The sequence below is a fragment of the Cystobacter fuscus genome, from assembly GCF_002305875.1.
Classification (GTDB): domain Bacteria; phylum Myxococcota; class Myxococcia; order Myxococcales; family Myxococcaceae; genus Cystobacter; species Cystobacter fuscus_A.
Map to the genome: position 1 here is coordinate 2,321,652 of NZ_CP022098.1, position 20,329 is coordinate 2,341,980.

General features: G+C 68.9%; 17 protein-coding genes. 7 read left to right on the forward strand and 10 right to left on the reverse strand.

What is annotated here, in order from left to right; genetic code table 11:
* Nucleotides 1-336: 336 nt before the first annotated feature.
* The 5 genes from CYFUS_RS09640 to CYFUS_RS09655 form a co-directional block, all read right to left on the reverse strand.
* The gene (locus tag CYFUS_RS09640) at nt 337-870 is read right to left on the reverse strand and encodes a hypothetical protein (protein ID WP_095984952.1); all 534 of its coding nucleotides are present in this window, start codon (nt 868-870) and stop codon (nt 337-339) included.
* Nucleotides 871-1,070: 200 nt separating this feature from the next.
* Nucleotides 1,071-3,155 carry a cation:proton antiporter gene (locus tag CYFUS_RS09645; RefSeq protein WP_095984953.1) on the reverse strand — a complete coding sequence of 695 codons (2,085 nt, stop codon included), beginning with the start codon at nt 3,153-3,155 and terminating at the stop codon, nt 1,071-1,073.
* Nucleotides 3,156-3,256: 101 nt separating this feature from the next.
* The gene (locus tag CYFUS_RS50495) at nt 3,257-3,418 is read right to left on the reverse strand and encodes a hypothetical protein (RefSeq protein WP_157758359.1); all 162 of its coding nucleotides are present in this window, start codon (nt 3,416-3,418) and stop codon (nt 3,257-3,259) included.
* 71 nt (nt 3,419-3,489) lie between these two features.
* A complete protein-coding gene (locus tag CYFUS_RS09650; protein ID WP_157758360.1) occupies nt 3,490-3,945 on the reverse strand; it encodes a hypothetical protein in 456 nt (151 codons plus the stop codon).
* Between the two features lie 115 nt (nt 3,946-4,060).
* A complete protein-coding gene (locus CYFUS_RS09655) occupies nt 4,061-4,807 on the reverse strand; it encodes a DUF4142 domain-containing protein (protein WP_095984955.1) in 747 nt (248 codons plus the stop codon).
* Nucleotides 4,808-5,029: 222 nt separating this feature from the next.
* Here CYFUS_RS09655 and glgX point away from each other — a divergent pair, with 222 nt between their 5' ends.
* From glgX to CYFUS_RS09670, 3 genes are all read left to right on the forward strand, one after another.
* Nucleotides 5,030-7,165: a glycogen debranching protein GlgX gene (gene glgX / locus CYFUS_RS09660; RefSeq protein ID WP_095984956.1), complete on the forward strand. Its 2,136-nt coding sequence runs from the start codon at nt 5,030-5,032 to the stop codon at nt 7,163-7,165.
* A gap of 213 nt (nt 7,166-7,378) precedes the next feature.
* Entirely contained in the window at nt 7,379-8,680 is a 1,302-nt protein-coding gene (locus tag CYFUS_RS09665) for an ATP-binding protein (RefSeq protein WP_095984957.1), read from the forward strand.
* A gap of 45 nt (nt 8,681-8,725) precedes the next feature.
* Nucleotides 8,726-10,600 (forward strand): ATP-binding protein, encoded by a 1,875-nt coding sequence (locus CYFUS_RS09670; RefSeq protein ID WP_095991904.1) that lies wholly within the window; start codon nt 8,726-8,728, stop codon nt 10,598-10,600.
* Here CYFUS_RS09670 and aat read toward each other — a convergent pair.
* On the reverse strand, nt 10,589-11,299 hold the full coding sequence (gene aat / locus CYFUS_RS09675; RefSeq protein WP_095984958.1) for a leucyl/phenylalanyl-tRNA--protein transferase: 711 nt from the start codon (nt 11,297-11,299) through the stop codon (nt 10,589-10,591). The two genes, CYFUS_RS09670 and aat, sit on opposite strands and share 12 nt — an antisense overlap.
* On the reverse strand, nt 11,299-12,135 hold the full coding sequence (locus CYFUS_RS09680; protein WP_095984959.1) for an LEA type 2 family protein: 837 nt from the start codon (nt 12,133-12,135) through the stop codon (nt 11,299-11,301). The genes aat and CYFUS_RS09680 overlap by 1 nt, the downstream gene beginning before the upstream one ends.
* 66 nt (nt 12,136-12,201) lie before the next feature.
* Here CYFUS_RS09680 and CYFUS_RS09685 point away from each other — a divergent pair, with 66 nt between their 5' ends.
* Entirely contained in the window at nt 12,202-12,858 is a 657-nt protein-coding gene (locus tag CYFUS_RS09685; RefSeq protein WP_095984960.1) for a putative metallopeptidase, read from the forward strand.
* A gap of 48 nt (nt 12,859-12,906) precedes the next feature.
* On the opposite strand, the gene CYFUS_RS09690 is transcribed toward CYFUS_RS09685, so the two are convergent.
* Nucleotides 12,907-13,251 carry a hypothetical protein gene (locus CYFUS_RS09690; protein WP_095984961.1) on the reverse strand — a complete coding sequence of 115 codons (345 nt, stop codon included), beginning with the start codon at nt 13,249-13,251 and terminating at the stop codon, nt 12,907-12,909.
* Between the two features lie 159 nt (nt 13,252-13,410).
* On the opposite strand from CYFUS_RS09690, the gene CYFUS_RS09695 reads away from it, so the two are divergent.
* Together CYFUS_RS09695 and CYFUS_RS09700 are read left to right on the forward strand one after the other, a co-directional pair.
* Nucleotides 13,411-14,673 carry a glucan 1,4-alpha-maltotetraohydrolase domain-containing protein gene (locus tag CYFUS_RS09695; RefSeq protein ID WP_095984962.1) on the forward strand — a complete coding sequence of 421 codons (1,263 nt, stop codon included), beginning with the start codon at nt 13,411-13,413 and terminating at the stop codon, nt 14,671-14,673.
* 21 nt (nt 14,674-14,694) lie between these two features.
* Nucleotides 14,695-15,336 (forward strand): zinc ribbon domain-containing protein, encoded by a 642-nt coding sequence (locus tag CYFUS_RS09700; protein ID WP_095984963.1) that lies wholly within the window; start codon nt 14,695-14,697, stop codon nt 15,334-15,336.
* Between the two features lie 3 nt (nt 15,337-15,339).
* Here CYFUS_RS09700 and CYFUS_RS09705 read toward each other — a convergent pair whose 3' ends face one another.
* Both CYFUS_RS09705 and CYFUS_RS09710 read right to left on the reverse strand, forming a co-directional pair.
* A complete protein-coding gene (locus tag CYFUS_RS09705; protein WP_095984964.1) occupies nt 15,340-16,584 on the reverse strand; it encodes an AAA family ATPase in 1,245 nt (414 codons plus the stop codon).
* 75 nt (nt 16,585-16,659) lie between these two features.
* Nucleotides 16,660-19,149 carry a carboxypeptidase-like regulatory domain-containing protein gene (locus tag CYFUS_RS09710; protein WP_198316519.1) on the reverse strand — a complete coding sequence of 830 codons (2,490 nt, stop codon included), beginning with the start codon at nt 19,147-19,149 and terminating at the stop codon, nt 16,660-16,662.
* Between the two features lie 365 nt (nt 19,150-19,514).
* Here CYFUS_RS09710 and CYFUS_RS09715 point away from each other — a divergent pair, with 365 nt between their 5' ends.
* Nucleotides 19,515-20,321, forward strand: a complete 807-nt coding sequence (locus tag CYFUS_RS09715) for an MXAN_6652 family MXYO-CTERM-anchored protein (RefSeq protein WP_095984966.1) — start codon at nt 19,515-19,517, stop codon at nt 20,319-20,321.
* Nucleotides 20,322-20,329 lie beyond the last annotated feature (8 nt).

Sequence of the window (20,329 nt, forward strand, 5' to 3'; positions counted from 1 at the left end):
TCTGCCGCGGGCAATGCCTGGTACTCCTCCACGTAGGCCCGCAGGCGCTCAGCGGCTCTGGCGTGTGTCTCGCCGCAGTCAAGCAAGAGCCCCTCTCCAAACCACGTCACTCCTTGCCTGAAGAGCCCTGGATGGCACTTGCCGAGCCAGAGTTCGAACTGACGCCATTCCTCATGAGACCGCTGCCGAGGGTCCGCGCACTCGAATCCCGCCAGGAGCAGGAGCAGGTTGTGAAGGTCTGGCTGCCCACGGTCACGCGCCGTCAAGAGGAACATATATGGGCGGGAGCACCAGCGGAGCACTGCGTCGAGAATCGTGTGGGAAGACATTCAGCACCTATTCCAATTCTCGGAAGAGGCTCGGAAACGAGGCATATTCCTTGGAGGCTATCTCTTGTCCCGTGTACGTGTGGATGCGGCGAAGGTATTCTGCCTCATCCATCCCTCCCGGTCCGGTGTATGCGTCAAAAACGCGCCCCTCGAACTTGACGGCAATGTGGACGCCGTTGTCGGCAAGCTGCTTCGCAACCCCAGTGCGAAGCTCGAACCCAAGGATGAGTCGTTTCTCCGTTGAGATGATCTTCAAGAAGTAGGGGCGACTTCCCATGAATTCACCCAGGCGGTGGAGTACTTGGAAACCACCACGCGCTACGTCTCCACATTGCCCGGCGATCTGGTTCCCCTCATCGAAGAAGTGCGTCAGTCCGTTGATGATTGCCTGTTGTTGCGTGACGCTGGCACCTGTCAGGGCGGAGAGGTAGTACATCGCTGTTGCCATGTCCCCTCGCGCGAGCGCGGCGAACATGTTCGTGGCAGCGGCGTGGTAGCTGGAGCACACCAGCGTCGCCTTCGGCTCCTGAGGACAGTTCACCTCTCCGTTTCTTCGTGGGGATGGCGGTGTCGTCACGCAAGCGGTCAACAGGAACAAGACAGCCAGGGTGCAAGCCCATGATGTCCTTTGCCTCGTTTTCATGCTGTGGAACCTAGCGTAAATTAATCGACAAACTCAAATGGCCTTCGCATGGCAGCACAATGCCATGATATTGGAAGTTGAAGTGCGCTAGGTTCCTGTCAAGCAGAGGCGGGCTGCTGCTCGGCCGGCGTGCTCCCGGAGAGCACCGCCCGGGCCGAGTCGATGGCCTCGTGCGTGCCGGCCAGCGCGAGCACGTCTCCCTCCCGCAACTGCTCGTCCGCGGTGGGCACGACGACCTTGTCCTCGCCGCGCCGGATGGCGAGCACCGTGGCGCCCGTCATTCCGCGCAGGTTGAGCTCGGCGAGCGTGCGCCCCACGGCGGCACTGCCGGACTCGAGCCGCACCGGCGTCGGCTCGCCGAGTCCGGGCAGGATGGCGTGCAGGGTGTCGAGGCTCTCGGCATGATGCGCCTGGGGTTTGCCCCGGGACTGGGACGCGAGCGCCTCGACGATGACCTGGGAGCCCGCGCGCACGTGCCCCTGGAGGTTGGTGGCGCTGCGCCAGAAGCCCATGCCGAGTACCGCGAGCAGGATCAGCAGCACCGCCGCGCCGAGGAATCTGGGCAGGAAGGGCTGGGTGATGGCGACGAGCGGCGCGCCCACGCCCAGCACGCTCGCCAACTGGAGCGTCACCACGAGCGCGCGCCGGGGGGCCGCGGCCCGGTCCAGACGGCCCGTCACGGAGGGGAAGGCCGTCTCCGCCAGCAGCGTGCCCAGCGAGCTCGCGAGCCGTACCACGCCCACGCAGAAGGGGGTGGCGAGCATGGCGGCCAGGAAGATGACGAGCCAGCGCGCCACGGTGGCGCCCAGGCCGCTGCGCAGCTCCAGCGCCGCGCTCATGCGCCCGAGGAAGAGCGAGGTGCCGATGATGATGGCGGCGAGCAGGGCCGCGTCCAGGAGCATCAGGCGCACCTTGGAGCGGATCTTCGTGCCGGCGGTCTGGCGCGGCGGCGCGTTGCGCAGCTCCTCCACCCAACTGCCATAGAGCGCCGCGAAGGTCTGCAAGGGCTTGGGCAGCTTGCGGTCCACGTAGTTGGCCACCGGCCCCGAGGCCCGGATGAGGAAGGGCGTGGTGAGGGTGGTGATCGCCGACACGGCCACGGCCACCGGGTAGAGGAAGCTCCCCGTGGCGTTGAGCGACAGGCCCAGGCCCGCGATGATGAAGGAGAACTCGCCAATCTGCGCCAGGCTCAGTCCCGACTGGATGGCCGTGCGCGTGCCGCTGCCCGTGAGGAACACCCCCAGCGCCACCCCCACCAGCTTGCCCAGGATGACCACACCCGTGAGCACCGCCACCGCCGCCCAGTTCTCGGCGATGAGCCCCGGATCGATGAGCATTCCCACCGACACGAAGAAGATGGCGGCGAACATGTCGCGTACCGGCTGCACCAGGTGCTCGATCTCCTGCTCCTCTCCGGACTCGGCCACGAGCGAGCCCGCGAGGAACGCCCCGAGCGCCACCGAGTAGCCGAACGCCTGCGCGAGCAGGGCGATGGCGAAGCAGATGCCGATGCTCGCCACCAGCGTCGTCTCCGGGCGCTTGAGCCGGTGCACCGCGCGCACCGTGCGCGGAATGACCATCAGCCCCACCACCACGAGCCCCACCAGGAAGAGCGCCAGGCGGCCCACGGTGAGGGTGAGCTGGCCCGCGGACAGTCCCGCGCCCGTGGAGATGGCCGTGAGGGTCGCCATGAGCAGGATGGCGATGAGATCCTCCACGATGAGGATGCCGACGACGATCTCCCGCAGCTTGCCTTTGATTCCCTGCTCGTCGAACGCCTTGGCGATGATGGTGGTGCTGGAGATGGCGATGATGGCGCCCGTGAAGATGCTCTCCCGGGACGTCCACCCGAAGGAGCGGCCCACCACGAACCCCAGCCAGATCATCAGGCTGCACTGGATGATGGCGGTGAGTCCCGCGGTGAATCCCACCTTGAGCAGCTTGCCCAGGCTGAACTCCAGCCCGAGCGAGAACATGAGCAGGATGACCCCCAACTCCGACAGCGTCTGGACGATGGTGGGGTCCGCCACGAGGGGGATGGGCACGTGGGGCCCCATGATGAGCCCCGCGATGATGTAGCCGAGCACCACGGGTTGCCGCAGCCGCTGGAAGATGACGGACGTCACCGCCGCGACGCACAACACCGTCGCCAGGGCCTTGAGGAAGTCGTGTGCATCGTGCATCGCCAGGTCACCGCCAGAGAGGGAAGCCAGACAACGGGAATAACTCGAAGGGGGGACCGGTGCTCGTCCAAAGGACCGGCCCTCCCCCCGTCTTCAACAACTCAGCCGAGCGCCTCGTAGGCGATGGCCGCGCCAATGATGAACAAGCAGGTCAGGACGGCCACGATGAGCCGGCCCGTCTGCCAGCGCTCGTACTCGACGGGCGCCGGGGAAGGGGGTTGCGGAGTGGGGGTGGACGCAGAGGGGTTCTGTTCTTCGCGCAAGGGGCTGCCTCGGGCGCGCCAGCACCGGCCGGCACGCCGGAAAGGGAAAATCTACCTCGGGGATCGCGACCTCACGCGAGCCGGGGGGGTCCTTGCGCGGGACAGTTCTCGATGAGCGGGCGATCCGCGATGCGTCCATGGCGTCGTGTCGGCTCGCACGGGCGGTGCATCCGCGTGAGCGGCGTGACGTCCGTCTCCAGGCGCGGCGCGAGGCCATGCCGGGAATCGAATCGCTTGTAGCCGGGGAGGGGTTTGACCGCGGGGCGGGGCAGCTCCAGGGCGCCGTGGAGCGGTGCTTCACGGTCTCCCACCAGCCGCTCGTGCTGGGGGCGCCGGGTCGCGGAGACCGAGGCGCTTCGCGCCGGTCGCGCGGTGCTGGCGGCTTCGTGGACCTCGCTCCGCCGCTGGACGCTGGACGAGGGCTCCCCGGCGAGGACGGCCAGGAGGAGGGCGCAGGCCGCGCCCCCCAGGACCATCCACCGGGCGAGTCCTTGTTCGCGCCGAGGTGAGCGGGGAGAGGTCTTCATGAGCGGAGAGCTGACCCGTTCATCCCTACACCATCCGGAACGCGGCGGGCAAAGGTGCTCTTCACGCGGGGCCGGTTCTCTCCCTCCCGGCCCCGCTCACCGCGTCGTGCCCGGCCTAGTTGCGCGTGCCGGAGCCCTTGGGGCCGATGGCGCCCGGGCCGGTGGTGCCCGGGCCGTTGGTGCCGCTCGGAATGCTGTTCGGAGTGCCAATGGTGCCAGCGGCGCCCGAGCCGCCCGTGTCGCCCGAGCCGCCCATGGCGGCGGGCTGCGGGCTCAGCTTGCCGAGCAGCGCATAGGCGTGCTGGCGGTGCTTGGCGACGCTCTGGGTCAGCTCGTCCAGGAGCGAGGTGAGCTCGGGGTTGGCACCCGCGGCCTGCTTGCCCGCCGCGAGCTTGCCGAGCGCGGCGTCATGGGCTCCGAGTTGCTCGGTCATGTAGCAGCCGTCGAAGGCCTCGCCCTTGAGCGACTGGAGCTTCTCCATCGAGGCCTTGTCGGCCGCCAGGGCCTTCTTCTCCACGTCGTTGATGGGCTTGGGCACGTCCGCCAGCTTCAGGTTCTGCGTCTTGGCGAGCGCCAGGATCTTCTCGTCGGCCGCCGTGTGCTCGGTGATCATCTGCTCGGCGAAAGACTTCACCTCGGGGCTCGACGCGTTCTGCTGGGCGAGTTTGGCCTGCTTGATCTCCGTCTGGTTGACGTAGTGCAGCCGCTCGAGCAGCGCCTTGGTGTCCGTGGGGACGACGAATCCCTTGTACTCAGCCGTGCCGGCCTTGGGGGCCGAGGCCTTGGTGGCCGGCTGCGCGAACGACGTGCTTCCCATGGCCAGCGCTCCGGCGAGCATCACTCCCTGGATCATCCGCTTCATGTGCATGTTTCCTTTCGTCGTGCGACCTGCGAGCCGCGCACATTGGGGTTGCTGGAAGCTGGTGGCATGGAGCTGGAGCGGCAAGCGTGCGGTATCGCACGGCGAGGCTTCCAGATGATGGCTGGCGGACGCTTGCCTGGTTCAACCCAAGGCGAATGTGGCGGGTTCCAATCGTTTCACACATCTTCACTGATGAGTCTGTTCGAAAGGACGTTGAAGCGTATGACGAGGGAAGTGTGGCCGGGAAAGCCGTATCCCAGGGGTGCGACATTCGATGGGTCGGGGGTCAACTTCGCGGTGTTCTCGCAAGTAGCCACCCGGGTGGAGGTCTGTCTGTTCGATCCCCGGGACCCCTCGAAGGAGATCGAGCGCTTCGACCTGCCGGTGTCGACCGAGTACACGTGGCACGGCTATGTGCCCGCCCTGGAGCCGGGCACCCTCTACGGCCTGCGGGTGCATGGTCCCTACGAGCCCCAGAAGGGGCACCGCTGCAACCCCTACAAGCTGCTGGTGGACCCGTACGCCAAGGCGCTGCACGGCGAGGTGGACTGGTCCCAGCCCGTGTTTGGCTACACGCTGGGCCACGAGAAGCAGGACCTGATGCGCGACGAGCGCGACAGCGCGCCGGGCATGCCCAAGTGCGTGGTGGTGAGCGACTTCTTCGACTGGGGCAATGATCGCGCGCCGGACGTGCCCTGGCGCAAGACGGTCATCTACGAGGCCCACGTCAAGGGCCTCACCATGCGCCACCCCAAGGTGCCCGAGCACCTGCGGGGCACCTACGCGGGGCTCGCCCACCCGGCCATCATCGATCACCTCACCAATCTGGGAGTGACGTCCGTGGAGCTCCTGCCGGTGCACGAGTACGTGGACGACTCGTTCCTGAGCGACAAGGGCCTGTCCAACTACTGGGGCTACAACACGCTGGCCTTCTTCGCCCCCGAGCAGAAGTACGCGAGCCGCAAGGCGCCGGGCACCGTCGTCAACGAGTTCAAGGCGATGGTCAAGGCGCTGCACGCCGCGGGCATCGAGGTCATCCTCGACGTGGTGTACAACCACACCTGCGAGGGCAACCACATGGGGCCCACGCTGTCGCTCAAGGGCATCGACAACGCCTCCTATTACTGGCTGATGCCGGACGCGCGCTACTACCTGGACTTCACCGGCTGTGGCAACAGCGTGAACGCCTCCAACCAGAACGCCTCGCGACTCATCATCGACTCGCTGCGCTACTGGGTGCAGGAGATGCACGTGGACGGGTTCCGCTTCGACCTGGCCACGGTGCTCGGCCGCCACGGCAAGGGCGAGTTCTCCCCCAACGCCGCCTTCTTCCAGATCATCAGCCAGGATCCGGTGCTCAGCCGCGTGAAGCTCATCGCCGAGCCCTGGGACGTGGGCATGGGGGGCTATCAGGTGGGCAACTTCCCCTCGCCCTGGCGCGAGTGGAACGGCAAGTACCGCGACGCCATGCGCCGCTACTGGAAGGGCGACGAGAACCTCGCGGGCGAGGTGGGCCACCGGCTCACGGGCTCCTCGGACATGTTCCAGAGCGCCCGGCGCCGCCCCCAGGCGAGCATCAACTTCATCACCGCCCACGACGGCTTCACCCTGCACGACCTGGTCACCTACGGCCACAAGCACAACGAGGCCAACGGCGAGTTCAACCGCGACGGCGCCGACGACAACCAGGCGTGGAACTGCGGCGCGGAGGGCGAGACGCAGGACGCCCACATCATCTCCCTGCGCGAGCGCCAGAAGCGCAACCTGCTCTCCTCGCTCTTCCTGTCCCAGGGCGTGCCCATGATCGTGGCCGGTGACGAGATGGGCCGCACCCAGGGCGGCAACAACAACGCCTACTGCCAGGACAACGAGCTGTCGTGGGTGGACTGGAAACTCGACGAGCGCCGGCAGGCCCTGCTGGAGTTCACCTCGCGGCTCATCCACTTCCGCGACACCCAGCCCGTGCTCCAGCGCCGCCGCTTCTTCCAGGGCGAGCACATCTGGGACTCGGAGCACAAGGATCTCACCTGGTTCCGGCCGGACGGCACGGAGATGGGCTCGGAGGACTGGCAGAAGCCCTTCGTCCGCTCGCTCGCGTTCCTGCTCGGGGGCGATGCCATCCCCTCGCCCGACGAGCGGGGCCAGCGCATCATCGGGGATGCACTCCTGGTGTTGCTCAATGCGCACCACGAGGCCGTGCCCTTCACCGTGCCGCCTCCCACCGAGGGCAAGCGGTGGGTCATCCAGCTCTACACGGCCTCGGACGAGCTGGGCCCGGACGCGCCGGTTCCCCCGGGGCGCTTCGAGCTGGTGGGCCGCTCCATGGCGGTGTTCCGTCAGGTCTCCGCCGACGACTGAAGGGCGTGCCGATGCCTCGCCCGCTCCCCCTCGGGTTTTTTTTCCAGGGGGGGCGGAGGATTCTCTCCTGGGCTGCCCAGGAACGCGGGTCCAGCGTAGACTGGTGGACATCGTGGTGAACCCACCGCATTCCAGCCGCCGTGATCCGGGAGGACAGCTCCGGGTCCATGCTCCTCCAACGAACCTTCCGGGCCTCGGACAGGAGGCCTGGGCATGAAGCCTCATTCGGAGGCGAGCCACCGCATCCTGGTGGTCGACGACAACCCCTCCATCCACCGGGACTTCCACCGCATCCTCGCGCACTCCACCTCGGGCCTCGACGCGTTGGACGCGATGGAGTCGCGGCTGTTCGGGGAGCAGGCTCCGGTGCCACGCTCCACGGACGCCCCGTGCTTCGAGTTGGACTTCGCCTCGGAGGGGGAGGAGGGCGTGCGGTGCGTGCGCGACGCGGTGAGCGCGGGGCGCCCCTATGCGCTGGCCTTCGTGGACGTGCGCATGCCGCCGGGGCTGGATGGTGTGGAGACGACGCTGCGCATGTGGCGCGAGTCGTCGGATCTCCAGGTGGTGCTCTGCTCGGCCTACTCGGACTACTCGTGGGACGAGCTGGTGCGCAAGCTGGAGACGAGCGAGCGGCTGCTCATCCTGCGCAAGCCCTTCGACACCATCGAGGTGCGGCAGATGGCGCACGCGCTGTGTGAGAAGTGGGAGTTGTTGCGCGCGAGCCAGCAGCGGATGCAGGGGCTGTCGCTGGCGGTGGAGGAGCGCACGCGGGCGCTGGCGGAGGCCAATACCCGGCTGTTGCACGCGCAGAAGCTCGAGGCGCTGGGACGCATGTCGGCGGGACTGGCCCACGAGGTCAACAACCCCTTGAGCTTCATCCTGTCCAACCTGCGCCATGTCGTGCGGGGGCTCGAGTCGATTCCGTGGACGTCCGAGTCGACGGAGCTGCGCGAGGACTTGCGCGAGGCCAGCCGCGATGCGCTCCGGGGCGCCGAGCGCATCGCGCGCATCGTGCAGGACGTGCGCGTCTTCGCCCGGGTGGACGAGCCGCCGCGCGAGCGCGTGGACGTGCGCGAGGTGCTGGAGGGCGCCGTGCACATGGCGGCGGAGGTGCTCGGGCCGCAGCTGCGGGTGGTGCGCGCCTTCCATGAGGTGCCTCCCGTGCTGGGCAGCGAGCATGGCCTGAGCCAGGTGTTCATCAACCTGCTCGTCAACGCGGCCCACGCCCTGCGCGGCCGCACCCAGCCCTTCCTGCGCCTGGGCGTCCTGCGGCGGGCGGATGGCCGCGTCGTCGTGGAGGTCGAGGACAACGGGTGTGGCATCGCCCCGGAGAACCTGGGGCGGCTCTTCGAGCCCTTCTTCACGACGAAGCCCGCGGGCATGGGCACCGGCCTGGGCCTGTCCATCTGCCATGGCATCGTGACCCGTTTGGGAGGTGACATCTCGGTGGAAAGCACCCCGGGACAGGGGACGACCTTTCGTGTGATGCTGCCCGCCGCTCCCCAGGAGGGATGAATCGTTCCAGCCCGGAGCGTGCTCCTCGGGAAGGCGAGGTGGCTCATGGGCCTGGGTCTCCGCTCCTGGTGGCTGCGGTGTCTGGATGAATCCCTGACGGCGGAGCAGCGCCGGCTGCCTTTGGATGAGCTGGGCCGCCTCCGGGTGGTGGTGGGCTCGGTGGGTCTGCTGGTGCTGCTCGACCTGACCTACCTGGTGATGATTCCCCTCTACCCGCCGGCGCAGCGCACGCCCCAGGCGCTGGTGTTGGGGGGCAACCTGCTCGTTTGTCTGGGGGTGTTGGTGCTGGTGCGCCGTCTGCGCTCGCCCTTCGTGCCGTCCCTGCTGTTGTGTGGCGCGCTCGCCGTGTCGCTCCTCGCCGCCACGCTCCTGGTGGAGCATCCCGGTGGGGTGATGCACGGGGTGAACATGTTGGTGCCCCTGCTGGCCGTCTATCTGCTGGGCGCGCGCAGGGGCTTCGTCTTCACGGCGCCGCTGGCCTTCAACGCGGCGTTCCTGCACGAGTTCGTCCACTCGGGCTTTGGCCAGACGCGCCCCCTGTTCGCCGAGCCGAGCACCTCCTGGGGCAACTTCATGGCGGGCCTGGCGCTGCTGCTGGGCTGGGCGCTCAGCTGGCTGCATGGCGCCGCGCGCGACGAGGTCCACGCCGAGCTGCGGCGCACGCGCCAGACGCTGCGCGAGAGCGAGGGCAAGCTGAGCAGTCTCATCGAGAGCACGGAGGACGTGGTGCTGTCGCTCGATGCGCGGGGGCGCCTGGTGATGGCCAACCCGGTGGCCCAGCAGCTCTTCGCGCGGATGACGGATGGGGTGGCGCTCGTGCCGGGCAATCCGCTCTTGTCGCGCTGCCCCCCGGCGCTGCGCGAGTGGGTGGTGACGCGCGGCCGCATGGCCCTGGGGGGACAGCGCGTGCGGGCGGAGGTGGACGTGCTCGTGGAGGGGCGGCCGCGCACGGTGGACGTCCTCTTCAACCCGGTGCGCGAGGGAGAGCGGGTGGTGGGCCTCACGCTCTTCGGCAGGGATCTCACCGAGAGCAAGCGCGCCGAGCTCCAGCTCGGGGAGATGCACCGCAACCTGGTGGACGCGTCACGCCAGGCGGGCATGGCGGAGATCGCCACCGGGGTGTTGCACAACGTGGGCAACACGCTCAACAGCGTGAACGTCTCGGCCAGTCTGGTGATGGAGCGGCTGCGCGACTCGCGTGTGTCCGGGTTGGGGCGGGCGGTGGCGCTGCTGCGCGAGAACGAATCCCGGCTCGGCGACTTCCTGGGCGAGGACGTGCGGGGACGGCAGCTTCCCGCCTACCTGGAGGCGCTCTCGCTCCAGCTCGCCCGGGAGCGCGAGACGATGCAGGAGGAGATGCGGCGGCTCGTCCAGAGCGTGGACCACATCAGGTCCGTGGTGAGCATGCAGCAGCGCCATGCGCGCTTCAGCGGGACGTTGGAGCAGGTGGCCGTGCCCGCGCTCCTGGACGATGCCCTGCGCCTGCTCGCCGTGTCGTTCGATCGGCTGGGCATCGAGCTGCGGCGCGAGTACGCCGCCGAGGTGCCGACGGTGCTGGTGGACCGGCACAAGCTGTTGCAGATCCTCGTGAACCTGCTGAGCAACGCGCGCCATGCGCTGCTGGAGGAGGGGGTCGAGGATCGCCGGCTCACCCTGCGGGTGGAGCCCAGGGGAGAGCGGCTGATCATCTCCGTGAGCGACAACGGGGTGGGCATCGCCCCGGAGGTGGTGCCCCGGCTCTTCAGCCAGGGCTTCACCACGAAGAAGGACGGGCACGGCTTCGGCCTGCACGCGAGCGCCCTGGCGGCGCGGGAGATGGGCGGCCAGCTCTCGTGCGCGAGCGAGGGCCGCTACCGGGGCGCCACCTTCACCCTCGAGCTGCCGTTGGGCAAGCTGACGCCTCCCGACTCAAGGGTTTGAGCCGGCGGGGGTGTCCGCCGCGCTCCACCGGCCCCGGCGCGTGGGCTCGCGCTGGGCGCGGGCGAGCGCCTCGAGGAAGTGCTTGCGCGGCCAGGGCTCGGCGCCAAAGCGCGCCAGGTGCTCCGTCTCCACCTGGCAGTCGATGAAGTGGAAGCCCCAGGCCTGGAAGCGCTCCACGGCGGTGACGAAGGCCACCTTCGAGGCGTCCGGCGCGTGCGCGAACATGCTCTCGCCGAAGAAGGCCGCCCCCAGGGACACGCCGTAGAAGCCGCCCAGCAGTTCGCCCCCGGCCCAGGCCTCCACCGAGTGCGCGTAGCCCTGCTCGTGCAGGGTGACGTAGGCGTGCTGCATCTCGTCGGTGATCCACGTGCCGTCCTGGCCGGGACGCGGCGCGCGGGCGCACGCGGCGACGACGTCGGCGAAGGCGGTGTCCCAGCGGATGTCGTAGACGCCCGCCTTGAGTGTCTTGCGCAGCGAGCGGCCCACGTGCAGCTTCGCGGGCTCCAGCACGAAGCGGGGGTTGGGCGAGTGCCACAAGAGGGGCTGGCCCTCGTTGTACCAGGGGAAGATGCCCCGGGAGTACGCGGCGAGCAGACGCTCGGGGCTCAGGTCTCCACCGACGGCGAGCAGACCGGTGCGGTCCGCGCGCTCGGGTGGGGGGAAGAGATGCGGGTCGTCTCCGAGCAGATAGATGGGCACTACCGCGACACGTTGAGCTTCACGTCTCCGGACAGCGAGTAGGGCACGCGCACCAGCGGGCCGGTGAGCTCACCCGCGACCTCGTACGGCAGCGTCCCCTTGGCGATGAGCCCCCGGACTTCCGGACCCCACGTCTCCCGTGTCACCGCCACCTCCACGGGATACACCCCGGTGGCCGCCGCGTCCACGATGTCCTGCTTGCCCAGCGTGCCCTCTCCGAGCCGCCGGCCCTGGATGCCGAGCGCCCAGGTGAGCCCATCCAGCCGCACCGGGAAGGGATTGGGGTTCTCCACGCCCAGGCGCATCACCAGGTCCACCTGCTCGTCCGAATAGCGCGCACCCTCCATGGCCAGCACCTTCACGCGTGGCAGCCGCGGCACGCGCACCTGCCGGGAAGCGGCGAAGGGCAGGGTGCGTTCCGAGCCACCCGAGCGCACCGTCAGGGTGCCGCGCACGGCCACCAGCAGCGAGCCTCCCTGGTCGCTCAGGGCCTTGAGGTCCTCCGGGCTCTTCACGGAGGGGGTACTCGCCATGAAGGAGAAGGCCGTGGGGGAGCCGGGCACGAGGGTGACCCCCAGCGCCGCCGTGCCCTTCTCCAGCACCTGCCCGTTGGAGACGAGCTCGTAGTCGGCCTTCTCCAGGGTGGCGGTCTGGGGGCTGGTGAGCTCGCCGGAGTAGCGCAATTCCATGCTCGCCAGGTCCTGGGCGATGACGCGTGTCTCCTCCTGGGCGAGCGAGACGGGGCCCAGGGGGACCGCGGGCGGGGTGGAGGCACACCCGGAGAGCCAGGCGGCGAACGTCAGGAGGTGGACGATGGCACGCGGGGCAGAATGCATGGAGGCCAAGGTGGAGCGGGGGGCGTCTGGTCTCAAGGCATTTTGCGGTACACTGTTGACTACACCGTGGCCTACCCCCGCCAAAACCTCAACAAGGCCGTCCGCGCGCTCATCCGCGATATCGCCGCGAAGATGCCGGAGTTTTCCCACGTGAAGGCCAGCCGCATCCTCGTGGTGGCGGGCGAGGCCCGGCGTGCCTCCCGCGGCACGGTCAAGCCGCTGTGCTTCCGGGGTGGGCGCTGCACGGATCCCAGTGGCCGCCGCAAGCCCGTCATCCGCATCCAGGGCCGGCGGATGCTCTACTGCATCACCCTGCGTCCGCGCTTCTTCCGCGCGTCCACGCCCCAGGGCCGCGTCCAGACGGTGATGCACGAGCTCTTCCACATGTCGCGCCGGTTCGACGGCACGTTGCACGCGGGGCGGCGGCACTCGGTGCTGGGCGAGGACTTCTACCGTCAGCTCAAGCCGCTGGTGCGCCGCTATCTCAAGCAGTGTCCCCCGGAGCTGCTCGAGGCGCTCGCGCGGTCGGAGGAGGTGCGGGTATTCCAGTGGTTGGAGCGCCCCGGGCCCGCCTATGTCCCCGGCACGTTCCGCGGGCGCACGGTGTACACCGAGGAGCAGCTCTACTACGGCATCGTCCGCATGGTGACGCACAAGCGCCCCGAGGTGAAGCTCGCCAAGCCCCGGCGCAAGGAGCGCGTGGAGAAGGAGCGGGTGCATTGAGTCACCCGGTGAGCGTCACCCGGTGGGCCACCCGGCGCGCCGCGCGCGTCAGTTGAGGTAGCGCGGCCGCGGAGGGACGGGGGGCTCGGCGGGTTGCTCCTTCATCAGCTCCAGGCCCTGGCGGGTGAGCAGGAAGCGCACGGTGCCGGAGCCGCGCTCCGTTTCGATCTCCGCCTCGAAGGCGGGCCCCGCCAGGGTGCCCATCTGCACGTCCTTGCGCAGGTTGCGCACCCGTCCGGTGAGCAGATCTCCCGCCACCGGCTGCTCCGAGTCACCGCGCCGGTAGAGATCATACGCCGCCTGATGCAGGGTCATGGCCAGCGCGGGCGTCAACGGCTGCGAGCTGAACAAGACCGAGATGAGGACCCAATAGGGGGGGGACTGTTCGGCCATTGCCCGATCCTAACGCCTCCCAGGTGCGTCCCCCACCTCTTTCCACCGGACGGCGGCTCCGGCCTGTCCCGGCGCGTCATGACGGACCGTCTCTCCCCGGCCGGGCGGAAAGGCAGTAGAGCGCGTGTCGCCTCACCCCCCTCTTTCCTGGAGTACCCGATGCTCAAGAAGAAAGTGTTTGGCGGAGCCGTGTCCCTGTCGTGGGCCCTGGCGTTGCTGGGTGCGCCGGCCGTGTTCGCGGGGCCCATGGATGGCAACAGCGGCGATGTGATGCTGCAGGGCTTCCACTGGACCTCGTACCAGACGTCTCCCTGGTGGGGCATCGTCCAGGGCAAGGCCTCGGACATTGGCGCCAGCGGCTTCACCATGGTGTGGCTGCCGCCCTCCAGCGACGCGGCCTCCAACGAAGGCTACCTGCCGCGCCAGCTCAGCGTGCTCAACAGCCGCTACGGCACCGAGGCGCAGCTCAAGTCGGCCATCGGCGCGCTGCACACCTACAACGTGAAGGCCATCGCGGACATCGTCATCAACCACCGCGTGGGCACCACCAACTGGGCGGACTTCACCAACCCCACCTGGGGCTCGTGGGCGGTGGCGCGCGGGGACGAGTGGACGAGCGCCACGGGCAACGCGGACACCGGGGATGGCTATGGGGCGGCGCGCGACCTGGACCACACCAACGCCACGGTGCAGGGCGACCTCAAGAGCTGGATGAACTGGCTCAAGTCCAGCATCGGCTACGACGGGTGGCGCTATGACTACGTGAAGGGCTTCAACGGCTCGTACGTGGGCAACTACAACACCGCCACGGTGCCCTACTTCTCCGTGGGCGAGCTGTGGACGGACCTGAACCTCGCCAACCCCGATGCCCACCGGCAGCAGCTGATGAACTGGCTCGACGCCACGGGCGGCAAGTCGACGGTGTTCGACTTCACCACCAAGGGCATCCTCCAGCAGGCCGTGCAGTACAACGAGTTCTGGCGGCTGCGTGACAGCGCGGGCAAGCCCTCGGGCGCCATCGGGTGGTGGGCGGCCAAGTCGGTGACCTTCATCGACAACCACGACACGGGGCCGAGCACCTCGGGCACGAGCCAGAACCACTGGCCCTTCCCCAGCGACAAGGTCATGCAGGGCTACGCCTACATCCTCACGCACCCGGGCGTCCCGTGCGTCTACTGGGTGCACTTCTACGACTGGGGCCACAAGGATGCCATCAAGACGCTGATGTCCATCCGCAAGGCCAAGGGCATCCACTCCACGTCGGCGGTGAGCATCCAGGTGGCGGACTCGAGCCGGTATGCCGCCATCATCACCGGCACGAAGGGCAGCGTGGCGATGAAGATCGGCCCGGGCGACTGGTCGCCGGGCGCGGGCTGGACGCTGGGCACCTCGGGGACCAACTACGCGGTGTGGACGAAGTAGCGTGCTAGCCTCGCGGGGGCGATGATTCCGTTCACCCGCAACTACACCGACCGCTCCAACAACTACGGCTTCCAGTTCGAGTTCAAGTGCGACAAGTGCCACAACGGGCACTTGTCGCCCTTCATCGCCAGCAAGGTGGGCATGGCGACCGGACTGCTCCAGGCGGCGGGCTCGTTCTTCGGGGGCACGCTGTCGCGGGCGGCCTACGCGGGGGAGCACGTGAAGGACGCCTTGCGCGGCAGTGCCTGGGACGAGGCCTACGCCGAGGCGGTGGAGGAGGCCCGCAAGCACTTCAAGCACTGCACCCGCTGTGGCCAGTGGGTCTGCCCCCAGGCGTGCTGGAACGAGGCCCGCGGCTTGTGCGAGTCCTGCGCCCCGAACCTCCAGGAGGAGGCCGCGCACATCCAGGCCCGCGTGTCCGTGGAGCAGGCGTGGACCAAGGCGCGCGAAGTGGACCAGGTGGCGTCCCTGGACATGAAGGCCCCACGCTCGGTGGCGGTATCGGCCTGCCCGCACTGCCAGGCTCGCGTCGCGGGGGGCAAGTTCTGCTCCGAATGTGGCAAGCCGCTCGCGGCGGCCCGCGCCTTCTGCACCCAGTGCGGCACGGAACTGGCTCCCCAGGCGCGCTTCTGTTCAGAGTGTGGCACTCCCCGCGGCGCGTGAGCGTTACTTCCGCTTGGAGCGGCCCGCCGGGCGCGAGGCGGCGCGGGGCTTCTTCTGGGGCGGAGGCGGCTTGCGGCCGGGGGCTTTCGCGGGCTTGCCCTTGCGATCGAAGAACGCGTCGAGCAGCTCGCTGCCCGTGAGGAACGAGGGCGTCGAGGGCGCCGGGGACGCGTAGACGTTGCCCTCGTCGTCCTGGCGCAACACGAACACCTCATCCTGCTCCAGTCCCGGCAGCAGCATCGCCGAGTGCGTGGTGGCGATGAACTGGAGCTTGGGGAAGACCTGCTTGAGCGTGGTGATGAGCGTCGTCTGCCAGTGCGGATGCAGGTGGAGATCCAGCTCGTCCACGAGCACCAGCCCCTCCATGCGCTCGGGCGGTACCGGCTTGCCCGCCTCCAGGAGGATGTGGCCGATGAGGTCCGCCAGCCACGCGATCGCTCCCTGGTAGCCGCGCGACAGCCACGTGGCGGGCAGCTTCACGCGCTGGCCCCCCAGGTTGAACTCGAAGCGGTGCGCCTCGAGCAAGTCCTGCCGGGTGCGCACGATGCCGTGGCTCTGCAACTCCAGGTCCACCACGCCCGGCAGCAGGTTGCCCTGCAACAGCACCTGCTTGAGCAGCTTGACATAGGCCTTGGCCTGCGCCGGCTCGAAGACGTCGGCGAAGCCCGTGGCGATGAGCCCTCCTTGATCGAAGAGGTTCGCCATGCGCTGGCGCAGGGGATCCGACAGGCCGTCGGCGTGGAAGGCGTGGGGGCGGGGCAGGGTGCGCACCGTGCCGTAGCCCGCGACGAACCAGCCGGGCAGCTGCGTGCGGCGCGCCTCGCGGATGGGATCGAACACCTGCGTGTGCTCGACGCCCACGTAGCGCGAGCTGCCCACCAGCTCGCGCCAGGTGCTCTTGGCCGCGATGGAGCTGCGCACGTACGGCGGCAGCGAGTGCTTCTTCTCCAGTCCTGGGTACTGGCGCGCCTTGTGCCCTTCCTGCCCGAAGGTGAACTCGGCGCCGATCAGCATCAGCTCGGTGGACGGCTGCCGCCGGTCCGGCAGGCTCGTGACATCCGCGAGCTCACTGCCCAGCGAGCATCCACTCGCCGCGAGCCCGATGGCTTGGAGGATGGCCGTCTTGCACACGCCATTCTCCCCCACGAAGACGGTCCATGGCCGTACCTCCCCATCGGGACGGGTGAAGGAGAGGGCCACCTCTCGCAGGAGTTTCAGATTCTGGAGCGTGAGGCTGCGCAGGTACATGCCCACCCACCATATCTTCAGTTGACCGACTTGTGGGGAATTCAGAGAGATTTGGAGGGTGTTTGCTGGGGGCGCTCACCGCTCCGGAGGCAGTGTCTCACTCCCTGTCCCACCCGGTGTCCCACCCCATGACAGGTCCCCCAGGTCGAGTGCTTCCCCCTCGGCCAGCCGTATGGGGCGTCGCAGGCGGCCGGAGGTGTGCCTGCCGAGGATGTTCAACACGTACTCGCCCGGGTTCAAGCCGCTGATGGAGAAACGCCCCTGGTCGAGGCTCTCGCGCATGTGGACCGAGGAGGGATCGTTGTCGATGAACACGACCACGTCGCTCAGTGGGCTGCCGGTGGCCGCGTCCACCACCCGCCCCTGGACGGACGCGGTGCCGCGCAGGCGGATGTCCACCTCGGTCGTTCCGCCGGGACGGGGAGTCACCACGGCCTGTCCGCGCGAGCCATCCGGAGTCTTCACCACCAGCCGCAGGGGCTCGGTCAGCACGTCGTGCAGCTCGAAGCGCTCGCCGGGGAATTCCCAGGGGCCCTTGCCCTGGGTGAGCCATTCCTCGCCCTCGGGCTCGATGCCGAGGGTGAAGCCGCGCACGGGCTCTCCCGCGCGTGTCACCCGGCCCCGCAGCGAGCCCGCGGAGCGCAGCCTGATCACCAGGGACCGTTCCCCCAGCCTCACGCCCGACACCTGACCGCTGCGCCCCCCATTGAGCGCACTGACCTTCAGCGCGCCCATGCCGGACTCGAGGTCGGAGTTCAGGCCGAAGGAGAAGCGGCCCTCCTCGTCCGTGTACTTCGCCTGGAGCACCCCGTCTTCCTGGGACTCGAGGCCCAGGGTGACGGTGGCTCTCGGTGAAGGTGCGCCATCGGGCTCGAGGACGACGCCCTCCACGGAGGACGCCGGGGCGTTCTCCTCCCAGAGCAGCTCGACCCGGACCGTCTGGCCTTCCTCCACCTGGACGTGCGTCCTCTGGAAGGTGGGGCGGTGGTCGCGCGCCGAGAGCAACAGCTCGTAGCCGCCCGCGGGCAGCACCATCCGGAAGTCCCCCTTCGCTCCCACCTCGGCCTGCTGGAAGTCCTGTGCGCCGAAGGGGCTCTTCTCGTCCAACGAGGCGAGGACCTCCAGGGGCTCGGTGGGCAGTGCGCCGCGGGCCGCCCGCACCACGCCCTCCACGATGCCCGTGCCCTCCAGGGTGAAGTCCACCTGGGCCGTGCCCTCCTCGGTGACGTCCACCCAGCGGTTGACCCCTTGCGTCGCCTCTTCCCGGCGGGCGATGAGCGGCTGGCGGCCCACGTTCAGGCCCTCGAGCCGGTAGTGCCCCGTGGCATCGGTGCGGGACTCGAGGGGCGTGGACTCCAGCTCATCCGGCCCGAGGTTGGGGGCGATCACCCGTGCGCCCTCCACCGGCCGTCCGGCCACGTCGCGCACCTGGCCCTCCACCACGCCCAGGCGGGTGAGCACGAGGTCCACGGAGAAGCGCTCGCGCGGCGTCACCGTCAAGCCGCGCCGCAGCGCCGGGGTGAAGCCGGGCGCCGTCACCACCACGTCGTAGCTGCCGGGCGCGAGCCCGCCCACCTGGAAGTGACCCGTTTCATCCGTGGACTCGCGGCCGGTGTCCCCGTTCTGTCCATGGGGACTGACGTCGACCTGGGCTCCCACCACCGGCGCTCCCGCGGTGTGCTCCAGCACGCGCCCCTCCAGGACCGAGCCCGGGCCGAGCTGGAGCCGCAGGCCACGGATCGTCTTGCCCGCGCTCAGGGTGAGCGGTTGCTCCAGTGCCCCCGCTTCCTCGCCGTGCCGCGCGGACACGCCGTAGGTGCCGGCTTCCACCTCGACGGAGAAGCCGCCTCCGGGCCCCGTGATGACGCTCTGGGGCGACGCGCCGCTCACGCGCACTTCGGCGCCCTCGGCGGGAGCGCCTCGTGCGTCCACGACGAAGCCCTCGATGACTCCCGCCACGCTCAGCGCCACCTCCAGCGGCTCCTTCGCGGGGACCTTCACCGGCACGAGCCACAGGTGGGCGTGGCCCGGCGCCTGGGCCTCCAGCAGGTAGTCCCCAGTGGCGAGCTCGTCCACGCGGAAGTGGCCCCGCTCGTCGCTCGTCGCGTACACGCGCTCCTCGGGGGGCAGCTCGGGGGCGAGTCCGGGGAGGGAGCCACTCGGCGCCGCCGTGAGGATGAGTTGCACGAGCGGCAGCGGCTCCCTTGTCCCTTTCACCACCGTCTGGCCCACGAGGGACTGACCCGGCTCCAGGACGATCCGCACGGACGTGCGCGCCACGCCATGGGGTCGCACCACGGAGAGCACCCGGGGCGCGTGGCCATTCGCGTGGACGGCCGCCAGGTATGAACCGGGCCCGGCGGCGAGCCGTGCCTGTCCCCGTGCATCCGTCGAGCCCGTGCCCGCCAGCCGCCAGATGAGCTCCCCGAGGTTGGGGTCCCTCCGCTCACGCCAGTACAGCCGCACGCTGGCCCCGGGCAGGCGCCGCTCGGCGGCGAGCACCTCCACCTCGAGCACTCCCTGCGTCTCGGCGGTGCTCACGTCCAGCGGGGGCGTCGCGTCCATGACCCCTGCGCTCCTCTCCCGTGGCGCGCCCGGCCCTGACGCGGAGCGCCGCTCGTCGGACTGGAGGAGGGGAGGGGGTGTGTCCTGGGCATCTGGCCTCGCCGAGAGCCCTGCCCAGAGGAGCGCGAGCAGCGCTCCCACCAGGAGGGCCGCCACGATGAGCCGCCTTCGCATGTCTGTTCTTGGGGCCGGTCGTGAGGGGATCAGAGCCGACACTCTATCCCGCGCGGACTTCGTTCCCGTGACAGCGTTCTTCTCTCTCCGCACGGTTCTGGATGGGAGAGGAAATGCCGCGATGCAGCAAACGGTCGTGGGCCAATGGAGGAAATCAGGTTAAAAAGGTAACTTCTTCTCCCGGAGGAAGTATGCGGTTCTCATCAGTTATTGTCGCTGGCGTCTTCACTGCGAGTCTTCTGTCCACCCCTGCCCTGGCGCGCTCCGCGGGCATTACTGGCCGCTCTGGCAAGCCGCTCGCGGATGGAACTCCGACCCAGAACTGCACGAGGTGCCATGCGGTGGTCGATACCGTGCCCGTGCCGACCGTGGAGATCTCCGGCCCCACGTCGGTGGTGGCGGGGACGACGAACCAGTACACCTTCATCATCCGGGGAGGGCCCGCGGTGACTGGGGGCGTCAACCTGGCGGTGGATCGGGCGGAGGCTGCGCTCGACCTGGTCGAGAGTTCGGGCCTGAAGAAGGTCGACGTCGAGCTGACGCAATCCGCGCCCAAGGCATTTTCCAATGGAGAGGTCCGCTTCGACTTCTCGATGATCGCGCCGGGCAATGGTGGCCTCGTCACGATCTACGGTGCCGGCAATTCCGTCAACGGAAACGGTAGCACGAGTGGTGACGGCGTGGCGGCCACGAAGCTGGAGGTGACCGTCAAGGTCTCGGACGGCACGGACGCGGGTGTCGAGGATCCGGACTCCGGGACGCCCCTCGACGCGGGCATCGAAGTCGACGCGGGCATCGAAGTCGACGCGGGCACGGACTCCGATGCGGGCACCGTGGCCGACGCGGGCACCGGGACTGGCTCGGATCCTGACCATGACCATGACCACGACCAGGACGACGACAAGGGCGGTGGCTGCTCCTCGACGGGTGGCGCTCCCTTGCTGATGTTCGTGCTGGGTACCGCGGGCCTGACGCTGCTGCGCCGCCGTCGCGCCTGATTCTTCCT

What these genes read in the sequence shown, in the direction of transcription:
- CYFUS_RS09645 (WP_095984953.1), bottom strand. Translation starts at nt 3,155, where the DNA reads ATGCACGATGCACACGACTTCCTCAAGGCCCTGGCGACGGTGTTGTGC.
- CYFUS_RS09650 (WP_157758360.1), bottom strand. Translation starts at nt 3,945, where the DNA reads ATGAAGACCTCTCCCCGCTCACCTCGGCGCGAACAAGGACTCGCCCGG.
- CYFUS_RS09655 (WP_095984955.1), bottom strand. Translation starts at nt 4,807, where the DNA reads ATGAAGCGGATGATCCAGGGAGTGATGCTCGCCGGAGCGCTGGCCATG.
- glgX (WP_095984956.1), top strand. Translation starts at nt 5,030, where the DNA reads ATGACGAGGGAAGTGTGGCCGGGAAAGCCGTATCCCAGGGGTGCGACA.
- CYFUS_RS09665 (WP_095984957.1), top strand. Translation starts at nt 7,379, where the DNA reads ATGAAGCCTCATTCGGAGGCGAGCCACCGCATCCTGGTGGTCGACGAC.
- CYFUS_RS09670 (WP_095991904.1), top strand. Translation starts at nt 8,726, where the DNA reads ATGGGCCTGGGTCTCCGCTCCTGGTGGCTGCGGTGTCTGGATGAATCC.
- CYFUS_RS09680 (WP_095984959.1), bottom strand. Translation starts at nt 12,135, where the DNA reads ATGCATTCTGCCCCGCGTGCCATCGTCCACCTCCTGACGTTCGCCGCC.
- CYFUS_RS09690 (WP_095984961.1), bottom strand. Translation starts at nt 13,251, where the DNA reads ATGGCCGAACAGTCCCCCCCCTATTGGGTCCTCATCTCGGTCTTGTTC.
- CYFUS_RS09695 (WP_095984962.1), top strand. Translation starts at nt 13,411, where the DNA reads ATGCTCAAGAAGAAAGTGTTTGGCGGAGCCGTGTCCCTGTCGTGGGCC.
- CYFUS_RS09700 (WP_095984963.1), top strand. Translation starts at nt 14,695, where the DNA reads ATGATTCCGTTCACCCGCAACTACACCGACCGCTCCAACAACTACGGC.
- CYFUS_RS09705 (WP_095984964.1), bottom strand. Translation starts at nt 16,584, where the DNA reads ATGTACCTGCGCAGCCTCACGCTCCAGAATCTGAAACTCCTGCGAGAG.
- CYFUS_RS09710 (WP_198316519.1), bottom strand. Translation starts at nt 19,149, where the DNA reads ATGGACGCGACGCCCCCGCTGGACGTGAGCACCGCCGAGACGCAGGGA.
- CYFUS_RS09715 (WP_095984966.1), top strand. Translation starts at nt 19,515, where the DNA reads ATGCGGTTCTCATCAGTTATTGTCGCTGGCGTCTTCACTGCGAGTCTT.